14 protein-coding genes are annotated in these 13,823 nt (G+C 41.4%); 1 reads left to right on the top strand and 13 read right to left on the bottom strand.

Annotated elements, in window-relative coordinates; all coding sequences use genetic code 11:
* Window positions 1-155 precede the first annotated feature (155 nt).
* From flgL to L1D46_RS17065, 13 genes are all read right to left on the bottom strand, one after another.
* Complete coding sequence (gene flgL / locus L1D46_RS17125) at window positions 156-1,388, bottom strand: flagellar hook-associated protein FlgL (RefSeq protein ID WP_239977930.1); 1,233 nt, start codon at window positions 1,386-1,388, stop codon at window positions 156-158.
* A gap of 2 nt (window positions 1,389-1,390) precedes the next feature.
* Complete coding sequence (gene flgK, locus L1D46_RS17120; RefSeq protein WP_239977929.1) at window positions 1,391-3,400, bottom strand: flagellar hook-associated protein FlgK; 2,010 nt, start codon at window positions 3,398-3,400, stop codon at window positions 1,391-1,393.
* Window positions 3,401-3,413: 13 nt separating this feature from the next.
* A complete protein-coding gene (gene flgJ, locus L1D46_RS17115) occupies window positions 3,414-4,382 on the bottom strand; it encodes a flagellar assembly peptidoglycan hydrolase FlgJ (RefSeq protein ID WP_167657914.1) in 969 nt (322 codons plus the stop codon).
* A 193-nt stretch (window positions 4,383-4,575) separates the two neighbouring features.
* Window positions 4,576-5,670, bottom strand: a complete 1,095-nt coding sequence (locus L1D46_RS17110; protein ID WP_239977928.1) for a flagellar basal body P-ring protein FlgI — start codon at window positions 5,668-5,670, stop codon at window positions 4,576-4,578.
* 12 nt (window positions 5,671-5,682) lie between these two features.
* Complete coding sequence (flgH, locus tag L1D46_RS17105; RefSeq protein WP_130052106.1) at window positions 5,683-6,366, bottom strand: flagellar basal body L-ring protein FlgH; 684 nt, start codon at window positions 6,364-6,366, stop codon at window positions 5,683-5,685.
* Window positions 6,367-6,381: 15 nt separating this feature from the next.
* Entirely contained in the window at window positions 6,382-7,170 is a 789-nt protein-coding gene (gene flgG / locus L1D46_RS17100) for a flagellar basal-body rod protein FlgG (protein ID WP_130052107.1), read from the bottom strand.
* Window positions 7,171-7,191: 21 nt separating this feature from the next.
* Window positions 7,192-7,956, bottom strand: a complete 765-nt coding sequence (locus tag L1D46_RS17095) for a flagellar basal body rod protein FlgF (protein ID WP_054553307.1) — start codon at window positions 7,954-7,956, stop codon at window positions 7,192-7,194.
* 161 nt (window positions 7,957-8,117) lie between these two features.
* The gene (gene flgE / locus L1D46_RS17090) at window positions 8,118-9,470 is read right to left on the bottom strand and encodes a flagellar hook protein FlgE (protein ID WP_130052109.1); all 1,353 of its coding nucleotides are present in this window, start codon (window positions 9,468-9,470) and stop codon (window positions 8,118-8,120) included.
* A gap of 51 nt (window positions 9,471-9,521) precedes the next feature.
* Entirely contained in the window at window positions 9,522-10,202 is a 681-nt protein-coding gene (locus tag L1D46_RS17085; RefSeq protein WP_062566777.1) for a flagellar hook assembly protein FlgD, read from the bottom strand.
* Window positions 10,203-10,215: 13 nt separating this feature from the next.
* The gene (flgC, locus tag L1D46_RS17080) at window positions 10,216-10,647 is read right to left on the bottom strand and encodes a flagellar basal body rod protein FlgC (RefSeq protein ID WP_130052110.1); all 432 of its coding nucleotides are present in this window, start codon (window positions 10,645-10,647) and stop codon (window positions 10,216-10,218) included.
* 2 nt (window positions 10,648-10,649) lie between these two features.
* Window positions 10,650-11,060 (bottom strand): flagellar basal body rod protein FlgB, encoded by a 411-nt coding sequence (gene flgB, locus L1D46_RS17075; RefSeq protein ID WP_130052111.1) that lies wholly within the window; start codon window positions 11,058-11,060, stop codon window positions 10,650-10,652.
* Between the two features lie 135 nt (window positions 11,061-11,195).
* Entirely contained in the window at window positions 11,196-12,026 is an 831-nt protein-coding gene (locus L1D46_RS17070; protein WP_130052112.1) for a protein-glutamate O-methyltransferase CheR, read from the bottom strand.
* A gap of 21 nt (window positions 12,027-12,047) precedes the next feature.
* The gene (locus L1D46_RS17065; RefSeq protein WP_130052113.1) at window positions 12,048-12,980 is read right to left on the bottom strand and encodes a chemotaxis protein; all 933 of its coding nucleotides are present in this window, start codon (window positions 12,978-12,980) and stop codon (window positions 12,048-12,050) included.
* A gap of 142 nt (window positions 12,981-13,122) precedes the next feature.
* Between L1D46_RS17065 and flgA the strand changes: the two genes are divergently transcribed.
* The coding region (gene flgA / locus L1D46_RS17060; RefSeq protein ID WP_239977927.1) for a flagellar basal body P-ring formation chaperone FlgA at window positions 13,123-13,823 on the top strand (701 nt) is incomplete at its 3' end.

Genomic DNA, 13,823 nt, shown 5'->3' with positions numbered 1-13,823 from the left:
CTAAATATGGCTTCTGGTTACCATAAAAGCCGCTATCACGATGTGTTAATGAGGGTAAAAACAAAATAAAGAGTGAGCTAAAAGTGCTTATAAAGTGGGAAGCTTAAGGAAGGTTTTGTAGGTTAAGCTCAAAAAACAAGCCTAACCCTTATAAGTTATAAGTAATCAAATAATGAAAGGTTAGCTAAACGGCCAAATGTTGCTTGTGCAGCTTGCAGTGATGTTTCTTGTTTAGTTAGTTCAGTAATCGCTTCAGCCATATCAAGTTCAACAAGCTCAGCTTTTGCAGCTTTATTGCTAGTATCTAAGTCACCGTTTGATTGTTCAATTTTCTTGGCTGTATTTAAACGCCCACCCAAACCTGCCTGTACAAGTGAAACCTGATTTTTGGCATTATCGAGTTGTACAATGGCATCCGCTAAAACTTGATCAAACTCTTCCTGAGTTAAATTAGGATTGGTTAGTCCTGCTACCAGGTCATCCAAAGTATTTAACGCATTCTCTTTTTGCGGTGATTCAAGGTCAACATCGATTTGGCCATTAGCAACAGGCGAAACAGAAATTTCCATACCTTGATATACAATTTTGCCGTCTTCAAAGCTGCCACTGTCAATCGTTACACCCGCTTGCTGCACAACAAATGTATTAGGTGTGCCTGTGGTAGTAATAAAGCTTAGTGTATTGGCATTTGCGGCTGCGGCAGGATCAGCGTTGTAATTTGCCTGATGAAACTTATCAAAATCAGCTTGCTCAGTAACATAAATTTTTGAGCTTGTGATACCGCCAGACACAGTGCCGTCGTTTGAGGCCACATTTAGGCGCGCATCAACTTTTTCGAACGTATCAAAACCATTGTCACTCGATTTGATTTCTACACCTTCAGCCACTTTGATTTTGTGTTGCCCCTGATCGCCACCATATTCATAGCGACCAGACGTACTATTGTAGCTATAGGATGGAGTATTATCTTGATAGCCCGAAAAGATAAACTTACCGTCTTCGGTTTTTGCATTCATTAAATCAAGAACGGTGCTTTGTAGTGCCTTAACTTCTTCAGCAATACCTTCACGGTCGATATCACTATAGGCACCATTACCTGCTTGAATAGATAAAGTATAAGCAGACTCAAGTGCACCTTTAATATTTTGCAGCACACTTTCTTCTGTCGTCAGGCGGCTATTCAACATTGTGATATTTTTTGAGAACTGTTCATTACCCTGAATGCGATCGTTATAAAGTAAAGCGCGAGCCGTTGCTGAAGGATCGTCAGCAGCAGTCAATACACGCTTTTGGGTATTAACCTGCTCTTGTGCTTTGTTTACATTTTGCTGTGAGTTAAGAATAGAGTTAAGGTTATTCTTATACATCATGTTATTTGAAATACGCATAATTACCTCGCCGCACTTAATAAGGTGTCAAAAATAGTACGTGCTGTTGAAAGTACCTGTGCAGATGCCGCATACGATTGTTGAAAACGCAGTAAGTTTGCCGCCTCTTCATCAAGGTTTACACCTGATAGCGATTCATACCAGGCTTCCGACTGATCAGCCAATGCTGTAAAGGCTGCGCCATTGGTTTGAGCTTGACTAGTCACAACACCAATATCAGTAACAATTCCAGAATATGCTTGATTAAAGGTTTTATGATTATCAGCAGTACTACTTGCTTCAACATTTTGACGAACTAGTTCACCATTTTGTAAATCAGCCAATAGCAAACCATTACGGTTATCATCAAAACCACCAGTGTTAAACTCAAGTGTGAAAGTGTCTCCTGTAGCTGGAGAGCCTTCGATATTAAAATCGAAGCCATAAGCATCATAAGGTGCTCCCGCTTGAGCAAGAATATTCTCAGCAGGTGGTGTAATAGTAAACGTTGATGTGCCGTTGCCATCTGTGATTTGATATTCGTTAGCATTCGCCGTTTTCACTAACGTGATATCGCCATTCGCCAAACTAGGTGGTGGGCCTACGGTAATACCCGTTGAGTTATCAATATCTGAGACTGTACCAGCAGAAATACTTGCGTCACTGGTGTTATTAATATCGTTCGCAGTTCGAATAGGTGATGCTAATGCTAAGTCTTCAGGGCGTTCCGTTGCAAGCTCTAGGCTCGTAGAAGCCTGAGAGTTCAACTTAACCATAAATTGGTCACCGGTATTGGCAGCACCCGATACATTGAGTTGTAAACCAAATGACTCTCCGCCAGTGATGGTTGATGAGTCAATCACACCTGCTGTCACATTCGCTGTTGACGCGGTGCCAATTGGTTCGCCTTTATTATCTATTGCCTGAATTTCAACAGTCGTGGCACTGGTATAAGTAACGATAAAATCACTTGCTGGCAATTCGCTGCCTTTACCTGGCTCAAGAGTTGCCGTCATTGTTGATGTGCCCGTATTGGCTTGATAACCAAACGCATCAACCGTTGGAATAGCAAAAATATCACCACCAATTTCACCATTAGCGTCCATACCTAAGCTATTTTGTTGGTTAAAGGCATCAGCTAACGCTAACCCCATTTGACCTAGCTGGTTTTGCGCTGGCACTAAAATGTCGTCACGAAATGCCAATAATCCACCTATTTTGCCTTTCAACTTACTTACATCAACTTCAAGCGGCACAGCTTTGCCACCGTTTACATCAAGTTTCAGCTCTTTAAAGTTCGGATCAGGATCGCCACTGAATGAAAACAAGTTAAATGTACCACTTTGCATGACAAGAGCTTGGCCTGAGCCTAAATACACTTGCTTTTCGCCGTTATTACCATCAAGGGTTTCAATATCAATCAGCTCAGATAAGTCACGAATCGCTTTATCGCGTTCATTGTATAAACCACTTGATACTGACTCACGATCAGTACCATGAACCGACGCAATCTTAGTATTCAAATCACTGATATTTTGGATCAGGTTATTTGCTTCTTCAGAAAAAATCTCTAGTTGCTCATTTACCACTGCTTTTTGGTCAACCACAATGCTCGATAATCTGTCCATTTGATCAATTAAGTTTTGTGCATCAGTCATTACCAGTGAACGAGCTACTGTTGATGACGGTTGATTTAAGCTTTCTTGTACATTGTTAAAAAACGAATTGACACTCGTTGATAAGCTGTTTGACTCTTCAGAAAACAAGCTATCTACACGGCTTGCTTCAGTCACAAATTGATCAAAGAATGTTTTATTAGAGGTATCTCTATTTAATTGCTTCTGCGCAAATTCATTCAGTAAGCGATACGTTTCACCACGACCCACTTGGTTGTCGATCATGGTTGTGAACTCTGTACGCTCACGCACATAGCCCTCGGTATTAACGTTGGCTATGTTTTTACTGGTGGTTTGTAAAAGCTCAGAATTAGCTCTTACACCGGCATTTGCTATGTCATATAAGCTAAATGACATCAGGGTCTACTCCTTAACGTACCAATGAAGCAGCGACACTTTGAAGCTCAACACGCTTCAATACCTGCTTAATTTTATCGGCATAATTTGGATCAGTTGCATAACCTGCTTTTTGTAACGAATCTAAAAAGGCTGCAGGCTCTGCAGTATTATTGAGTGCTTCTTGATAACGTGGGTTTTCATTTAAGAAATCCACAAAGTCGTTAACACTGTCTTTAATCGATTGATAAGAACGGAAACTTGCTTGCTTTTTAACTGGCACGCCTTGTTCAAACTCAAGCGTGACTTTGCTCGCTTTATCACCTTGCCAGCTCGTATCCGATTTAATATTGAATAAGTTGTTACTACTTGTGCCATCGGCTTTACTGATAATGTGTTTACCCCAACCTGTTTCAAGGGCTGCTTGAGCAACCATCACAGCAGGATTTAAACCAATCTTCTGTGCAGCATTTTTTGCGTGCTCCCAAACAGAGCTAATAAAAGACTCCACATCTTCAAAGCGGTTTTCTGTTTGCTCGTTTGCTGTTGTATCTGCGACAGCTTGCGGTTCAGCCTTAACATCAGTTTTGCTATCAACCACACCGCTTGCCCGTTTATCACTATCAAAGTCAGCAGTAGTTCTAAGCACAGAACCAGGAGTAAACTTCTTACCGTCAGGCGAAAGCTGCTGCACTATCAAGTCAGCTAGGCCGAGCGAGCCATTAGATGAAAGCTCAACCGACATTTGTTGATCATGCATCTCTTCAAAAAACTTAACGCCGCTTGAATTAAATGGGCTGTCTTTATCTTCAAACGCTTCATTTGCTTTACGCATACTTTTAAGAAGCATTTGAGTGAAGATAGATTCGAATTGTGCCGCCGCTTTTTTCAGCGCCTCTTTTGACGCATCGCTAGAGGCATCACTTTTCAAAGCACTTTGACGTAATGAGTCTAAGTTACCTAAATCAAAAAAGTTTTGCTTGTCGAGATGATTAGTATCCATCAGCTTTTTGACACAATAGTTAATAATGAAAAATAAAATGCAAAAATTGCGCCAACAAAAAACTATATAAATGAATAGCTAATAACTGATATAGGAATGGAGTGACTTCAGAACAAAGATTTGACTGATATCTGTGAGCTGAATGATTTAATAACTACTTGAAACAAAAACGCGCTCGAAAGCGCGCTTTAATTTAAATGATAACCAGTTGCCCGTTTATCGCCCCCGCTTCTTTTAAAGCTTCTAGAATCGCCATTAAATCACCCGGTGCGGCCCCAACCTCATTGATGGCTCGAACGAGATCATCAAGATTAACACCAGGGTTAAATACAAAAGCACGTGAGTCATCTTCATTAACATCAATAATGCTTTGATTTGTGACAGCGGTTTCACCTTCACTTAAGGCATTTGGTTGTGACACATTTTGCAGCTCAGCAATAGTGACCGTCAAACCACCGTGCGTAATAGCCGCAGGCTGCAGCTTCACATTTTTACCAATCACAATTGTACCAGTGCGCGAGTTAACAATAATTTTTGCAGCGGTGTCTGCCGGCTTAAACTCTAAGTTTTCAAGAGTAGACAAATACGCAACACGTTGAGATGCATCACGCGGTGCCAATACACGAACTGAGGCTGCATCGATTGCCTGCGCGCTATCAGGGCCAACTAAATCATTAATTGTTTGCTCTAAGCGTTTTGCCGTTGTGAAATCAGGGCGGTTTAAATTAAAGGTAATGTAGTCACCTTGCATAAACGGGCTCTTAATAGCACGCTCTACAATGGCACCGTTTGGAATACGACCTACCGTTGGCGTGTTAATAATGACCCGGCTACCATCAGCTCCTTCAGCACCTAGACCACCAACAACTAAACTGCCTTGTGCAATCGCGTACGTATTACCATCAACCCCTTTCAAAAAGGTTTGTAATAAGGTACCACCGCGTAAACTACCTGCACTCCCGATAGACGAAACCGTAATATCTATGGTTTGCCCTGGTTTTCTGAATGCCGGTAGCTCTGCATGAACAGCAACGGCTGCAACATTTTTAATTTTAGGTTTTAAGCTATCTGGTAAAGTAATACCAAAGCCATTTAACATGGCTTTAAAGCTCTGTTGAGTAAATCTGCTTTGTTCACCTGTGCCTGGCAAACCTACAACCAAACCATAACCGACTAATTGGTTTGCACGAACACCTTCAACCATAGATACATCTTTGACTCGCTCAGCCTGTGCAGAAAACTGCAGGCTAATTAAGCAAAGAGCGATGATGTATTTAAACCCATTCATGACTTTGTTCCTCTAAAATGGGAAAAGCGAACTACTAAAGAAACGAGACAGCCAACCTGCGCTTTGTGTTTCTTGAATTTGCCCTTTACCTGAATATTGAATTCGCGCATTGGCAATTCGGTTTGATGTTACTGTATTACTAGCTGAAACATCTTCTGGACGAACTAAGCCTTCAAGGCGAATAAACTCTTCGCCAGTGTTCAACGTAAGCCATTTTTCACCGCGAATAACTAAGTTTCCATTGGGTAAAACACGCATCACGTTGACAGAAATATCACCAAATAAGCTGTTTGATTGATTAGACTTTGAGTCACCTTTAAACGATGCCCCCGAGCCAATACCAAATTGAATACTATCACCACCAATGTTAACTGGATTACCTCCCAGACCAATTACTGGATCTAAACTCGCATCCGTTTCTTTATCTGTTTCGGTTTTAGCTGCTTTGGTCGCTTGAGTAGACTCTTGCAATTTAACAGTGATGATATCGCCAGCGCGTAGAGCCTTTTTATCTGAGTACAAGTCATTTGATGAATAACTATCAAACAACGACCCCGTTGGTACCATAGGCTCTGTTGTAGGCTCCGGGTACATAGGCGCATAGTAAGGGTCATCCTGAACCACATGATGATTTTGCGTTGTCATACAACCACCCAGCATTAATGCTGCCGATGTGACTAAGATAATATTACGCATGCTGCCTCCTACCCATTAAAGCTGCTGATTAATGTAACTAAGCATTTCATCAACCGCTGAAATCACTTTTGAATTCATTTCATAAATTCGTTGTGTTTCAATCAAGTTAACGAGCTCTTCTGTCACATTCACGTTAGACGTTTCAAGAGAACCTTGAACCACACTGCCTAAACCATCGATACCTGGGTTACCTTGCACAGGCGCACCACTAACAGCGGTTTCTGTGTATAAGTTTTGCCCCATGGGCTCAAGACCCGATGGATTAATAAAATCACTAATAGTTAGCTGACCAATTACCACATTGTCTGGTTGCCCTGCGATACGAACTGACACTTCACCGTCTTGCGAAACAGTGATTGATTGTGCATCATCTGGAACATTCATTTCAGGCTGCAAGGGAAAACCCGCTCCCGATGTCACAATTCGACCATCTTCGTCAGTCGTGAATTGACCATTACGTGAATAGGCAATATTGCCATCAGGTAATTGCACTTCAAAAAAACCAGGACCTGAAATCATCCAATCCAATGAATTTTCTGTGGTAAGCATGTTACCTTGTGAAAAGTTCTTTTGGTTAGCAACCACTTTGGCACCGGCACCTAGCATTAAGCCCGATGGCATTTCAGTGTCTTGTGACGAACGACCACCTGGTTGGTTAATGTTTTGATATAGTAAATCTTCAAATACGGCGCGGCTTTTTTTGTAACCGACCGTGCTGGCATTCGCGAGATTATTTGAGATCACCGAAATATCGGTTTGCTGGGCGTCAAGCCCGGTTTTACTGATCCATAATGCAGGATTCATAACTCTACCCTCTCAGTCATCTTAAACAATGCGTAACAGCTGATCTTGACGCTCATCGAGCTCTTCGGCTGTTTTCATCAATTTAACTTGTAATTCAAATTGGCGTTGATTGCTGATCATGTCGACCATTTCATGCACTGGGTTTACATTCGACATCTCAAGCGTTCCCGACAGTACTTTCACGTTCGGTGAAATATCACAAAAACCACATAGATCATTTACCAACATATCTTCTTTTGGTCGGAATAATCCGTCATTACCTTTTTCAAGCTGAGTGTTATCAGCCTCAATCACTTTCAGCCGATCAACTACTTCTAAAAAGTTAGCAGGCGCACCTTGTGGGCGAACCTGAATAGCGCCATCTTCACTAAACTCAACTTTCTCGATAGGTAACGGCAAAATAATTGGACCACCTTCGCCAATTACTTGACGGCCGTGGCTAGTGATCAACGCGCCATCTGGAGTAATGTTTAATGTGCCAGTTTTTGTGTACGCCTCATTGCCTGATGCATCTTGTACACTCAACCAACCACGGTCACTCATCGCGATATCAAGCTCGCGGCCAGTTTCAACAAAGCCACCCGATTCCATATTAGATCCAGGGCGTTCTTGCATTGCAAACACCCTAGATGGCAAACCTTCACCGAAGGCTTGCATAGAGCGAGCTTGTGCAAAATCAGCTTTAAAGCCAGTGGTGTTAGCATTAGCAAGATTGTTGGCCTTGAGTTCAAGACCTCGCAAACTTTGCTTTGCACCCGACATGGCAATGTAGACCATTTTGTCCATAACATTGACTCACTAAAAATACGATAACTAAGAAATGCAATAAAAGTGCCAAAGTAAAATTGACGCTAAAATAGGAAAGAAAAATGAGGTCGGTAAAATGAAAAAAGGCTGCCAATAGAGGGAGCAGCCTTCGTGTCGGATTTAGCTTAGAGCCGCTAAAATTAACGGATCTGTAGGATATTTTGTTGTAGTGTTGAGTTAACCTCAAGCGCACGTGAATTTGCCTGGAAGTTACGCTGCGCACTGATCAAATCAACAAGTTCACTAGTTAAGTTAACATTCGACTGCTCAAGCGCAGATGAGTTAATTGAACCTAAAGTACCTGAACCTGGTTCGCCAGCAATCGGCTCACCTGATGTTAAACTCTTCTTCCAAGCAGTATTACCTACTTGTTGCAAGCCTTGTGAGTTCGAAAAACGTACCATCGCAACTTGGCCAAGGAAAGAAGTATCACCATTACTGTATGAAGCAACAATTTTACCATCGGTACCAATATCGATACCTGATAGACGACCAACAGTCGCACCATCTTGCTCAAGCGCTTTCACTTCAAAGTTACTTGCATATTGAGTCGGTATTTTATTCGTTGTACCAGCTTCATCGCGCCAGTTAATGTTTACATCATCAGGGAAACTCGCACCATTAGACAGTAAACCAGATATACCGCCTGAAGGTATTGTTAATGGATTAAACGTAGCATCCGTATTTGCAGTCCCATCTGTGCTTTGTGGTAAACCACTTGAGTCAAACTGAAAAGTTGAAATAGGTGTATATGGCGACGCAGTTTGCTCAGTACCATTAGCAGCAAACGGCTTTTCATCAAGTGTTGCAAACACTTGCCATTCATTATCATTACCAGTCACTGCTGCGTCAGTTTTAACAAAGAAGAACTGTAAAATGTGTGGCTCACCTAAAGAATCATACACCGTGGTTGATGTTGAACTGTTGTACGACGCACTTGTCTCTGGGTCAAATGGTGTAACTGCTGGCGTTAATGCACGAGAATCTAAGTTAAACGACGAATAAACATTGGTCGTAGCGCGTGGAGAACCTGATGCATCAGGAATTTGTAGCGCAGAAGATGTGCTTAAACTAACAGAAGTTGTATCACCCGTTGCTTCATCAACAGGGAAACCTTGTAAGTAGTTTCCGCTAGCATCCACAATAAAGTTGTCTTTATTAAGTTTGAACGCACCAGCACGAGTATATGTAAAATCTTGTGCACCTAGGTCATTTGCCATGGCAAAGTAACCTTCACCAGTAATTGCTAAGTCCAGTGAGTTATTAGTGAAAGATAATGAACCTTGGTGGAATTGCTGTGCCACCATTGTTGTTCTTACACCGTCACCATTTTTTGTTTTACCAGAACTAAATACTGATGATGCGTACACATCAGCGAACTCTGCACGAGACTCCTTAAAGCCCGTGGTATTGACGTTAGCAATATTATTTGCTGTAACGTCTAAATCTTTTTGCGCGGCTGCTAAGCCTGTTAATGCAATATTGAAGCTCATAACTCACCTCTAACCTATCTCTTAGCCTAAGCTAACCCAAACCTTTTTTACTTATGCGATTTCAGCTATATCAGTTAGCCTAACCGCACCCTCTTTTGTATTTACGATAATGCCGCTGGCGCCATTAATATTGACACTTTCAATATTCTTAAAGGTCGCCATTGGCATACTGCTGTAGTCTCCATTTACAAAGCCTTCAGCACTAATGTCATACTCACCTTCTGGTAGTACATTGCCATCGTTATCTTTACCATCCCATTCAAAACGAAGTGCACCCGCTGACTGCGAACCTAATTCAATCGTGCGCACTAACTGGCCCGATGAATCTGTTATTCTTAACGTTAGAGACTCAACGGCAGTTTCTGCAACTACCGACCCTTTAGCGAGATTTTCACCATCAAAATCAATCGTGTCAGACTCAAGTAATGCTTGCTTACCAACAAGGGTAGAAGCCTGTAACGCAGAATTTGATGTCATTGAAGCAGTCAGTGATTCAAACTTCTCATTTAAGTTTGAAATACCCTCAGCCATAGTGAAGTTCGTCATCTGCGCAATCATTTGATCATTATCAGCTGGCTTGCTTGGGTCTTGAAACGACAACTGTTGTGTTAAAAGTGAGAAGAAGTCTTCTTGCGTTAAAGTATCATCTTTCTCTTCTGTTTTATTTTGATTGTCTTGCCAACGTAAATTATCTAAATACGTGGATGACGCACTGCTGATGTCGTTACTCATAACTTATCCTCGGTTACCGCTGCCCAAGCAACAGTGTTTTACTTAACATTTGCTTAGCTGCATCAGCAACTTGCACATTTGTTTGGTAAGAGCGAGAGGCAGAAATCATATTTGCCATTTCTTCTACAACATTAACGTTAGGCTTATAGATGTAACCATTTTCATCAGCACTTGGATGGTTTGGGTTATATTCAATTTGCAGAGGCTTATCACTCTCTACAATGCCTAGTACTTTAACGCCAACAGAAGAGCCCTGAGGATTGCTTTGTGATGCTGACGCTTTAGTCAACTCTGCAGCAAAAACAGGATGGCGCGCTCGATACGTCTGATCTTGGCTAGAACTAATCGAATTCGCATTCGAGATATTACTGGCAGTAGTATTTAAGCGGACATTTTGCGCGCTCATACCGGTTGCTGAAATATCAAAAACATTATACAAACTCATGATTAAGCTCCTTGACTACCGAGGGCTTTTTTAAGGCCTTTAATTTTACTACTCATAAATTGCAGGCTTGCCTGATACTCTAATGAGTTCTGTACATACAAGTTTCGTTCCACTTGTATATCAACTGAGTTACCATCACCTGTATCTGCTTGATTTGGCGTACGAAACATTTCGGCATTACCAACAAAACGACTGCCTCCGGCTATATGTTTAGCATCGGTTCTTACCATACTATTGCCACCTTGCTGGTTGCTTTTTGCCGCTTTTAATGCCGAGGCAAAATCGATGTCTTTCGCTTTATAGCCCGGCGTATCAGCATTAGCGATATTTGTCGCTAATAACTCAGCGCGTTGTGAACGGATCAACATCGCATGCGGATGAACTCCAAATGCTTTATCAAAACTGATAGCCATAACCATCTCCAAAAAATTGACTCTGCAGTGAACAATGCAAAAGATAAGCCAAAAATAAGGAGTAAGCTTTATTTGTATAACAGACTGAAAAATAGATAAATTTAGCAACCTAAGGACTAGGTTGCTAAGGAGAGTTTACTTTTTTTGATAGATAATACCAGGGTTACAACGAACCATATCAAAGCTGTCACTAAGGCCCGCCATTGATTCAGATGCACCTAAAAATAGATAACCTTTAGGGTTTAAAGCTTGAGCAAATTGCGAAATGATTTTAGCTTTTACTTCTGGTGAGAAGTAAATTAACACATTACGACAAAATATAATGTCAAACTTGCCCATTAAGGCGTATGAATCTAGTAAGTTTAAATGTCTAAAGCTCACCATTTTGCGAATAGGTTCAACAACCTGAGCCATTCCATTACCGCTGTCCTTAAAGAACTTCTGACGTCGTTCCATCGACAAACCACGAGCAAGGGCTAACGAGTCGTACTCAGCGTTCTTACACATATCAAGCATGGTATTAGAAATGTCTGTGCCAATTATTTGCGCTCCCATCTTTAATACGCCAGGGTTTTTAGCCTGAAACTCAGCGACCGACATGGCAATAGAGTATGGCTCCTGCCCTGATGAACTTGCCGCTGACCATATTTTCAATGGTCGACGAACATCTTTAAGTTCAGGGAATAGCTTCGTTTTCAATAGCTCAAATGGGTATTGGTCTCGAAACCAAAGCGTCTCATTGGTGGTCATCGCATCAACCACAGCGGCACGAAGCTGCCTCTCATGAGGACTTAAGGTTTTACTTACCAACTGTGATAAAGACTCGACATTAAAACGTGCCATAAGCGGCGCTAGGCGACTTTTTACTAAGTAAAGTTTGTTATCACCAAGCACGATGCCACATTGTTGTTCTAAGAAAGAGCGGAATTGATCGTATTCGCTTTGTTGTAAATGCTTATTTTCCAAAGTAATACCACCTATAAATAATTAATCACAATGAACCCACTTTTTCACAGCTGTTGCTAATTCATCTGGGTTAAATTTTGCAATAAAATCATCGGCACCTACTTTTTCAATCATTGCCTGGTTAAATACCCCACTTAAAGAGGTATGCAAGATCACATGAAGAGGTGATAATTTTGGATCTGCTTTAATTTCGGCGGTTAAGGTATAACCATCCATTTCCGGCATCTCTACGTCAGATATCAATAAGCCAACGCGCTCAGTAATATCATTTTTACAATCAAGCTGAGCAATCTCACGTAAACGTAATAATGCTTCTTTGCCGTTTTTAGCTAACTCAGTTTGTACACCTAACGGTTCAAGCGCACGTTTAACTTGGTTTCGAGCTACCGCTGAATCGTCAGCAATAAAGACAATACGCTCACCTAAATCACGCTGAATTTCACCCTCACCAACCACTTCAGCACTCACTTCAGTGTTAACTGGACAAATTTCGTTTAAGATCTTTTCTACATCAAGTATCTCAACTAACTCATTTTCAATCTCAGTGACCGCTGTTAAGTATGAATAACGTCCCGCACCTGAAGGCGGTGGCATTATTTTTTCCCAGTTCATATTAACGATGCGCTCAACTCCGCCAACTAAGAACCCTTGCACTGAACGGTTGTACTCAGCAATGATGATAAAACTGTCTTTGATATTTTCAATTGCCGGACCACCTACGGCCATCGATAAATCAATAACAGAGATAGTTTGGCCACGAATGTGCGCAACGCCGCGAATATACGCGTTTGATTTTGGCATGTTAGTAAGTGGTGGGCATTGCAAAACCTCTCTTACTTTAAACACGTTGATACCAAAGCGTTGTCGCCCTCTGAGTTTGAATAATAGTAATTCAAGGCGGTTTTGCCCAACCAACTGAGTACGCTGGTTAACTGAGTCTAAAATGCCTGCCATTTCAATCTCCTAAAGATAAACAATCAGAGCTGGAACAATAATTGCCTTCTTTGTGTTAAAGCTACATAAGGTTACGAAGCGTCTGTTTTTTGACGCAAAATATTTATACCTTGTTTTCAACCATAAGCATAGTCGAAACAATATGAGTTTGTTAAAAAAAAGCCGAAGATACAGTGTTTTTTATTTTCTTACTAGCCTGTTGTTTGCAACACAACTGCAGGCAGAAGTTTATAATAACGAGCAACTTCAACAAATCGCTATCGATTTTGTTAGCGAACAGCTCCCTGATCTGGACACCAAACCACAAATAAGTGCTTTACCATTAGATGGTCGCATTCCAGAGAGGTTTTGTGAGTCGCCAATAAACAAAGAGTTACCAACAGAACCTCCTTTTAATCGGCAGGTAACTGTACAACTTAAGTGCCAAGACCTAAATAGTTGGACCCAATACGTCCATGTCCGCATAATTGAGCTCGAACCTGTGGTTGTTGTAACAACTAACCTTGCTCGTGGTGAAGTCATCCGTCCAGAGCATTTACGTGTTGAAATGAAACCAAAGCAGTTTGTTAGAACGCAATACGTACAAGATGAGTCTATACTTATTGGCAGCCGTAGCAAACGTAACTTGCGTGATGGCAGCCCTATTGTAATGCGTCAGGTGTGTATGGTTTGCAAAGGCGATAATGTCACTATTTATGCCTCATTACGCGGTTTAAGAATTAAGACCACTGGGATTGCTTTAGAAGATGGCACGTTAGACGAATTAGTACGTGTAAAAAACAAAAAATCAGGTAAAGTATTAAATGCACGTGTGGATGGGGTCGAGTCTGTACAAGTAAATAT

This window comes from Pseudoalteromonas sp. Isolate3 (genome assembly GCF_022398505.1).
Taxonomy (GTDB): domain Bacteria; phylum Pseudomonadota; class Gammaproteobacteria; order Enterobacterales; family Alteromonadaceae; genus Pseudoalteromonas; species Pseudoalteromonas apostichopi.
This window is presented reverse-complemented; position numbering and strand designations above follow the sequence as displayed.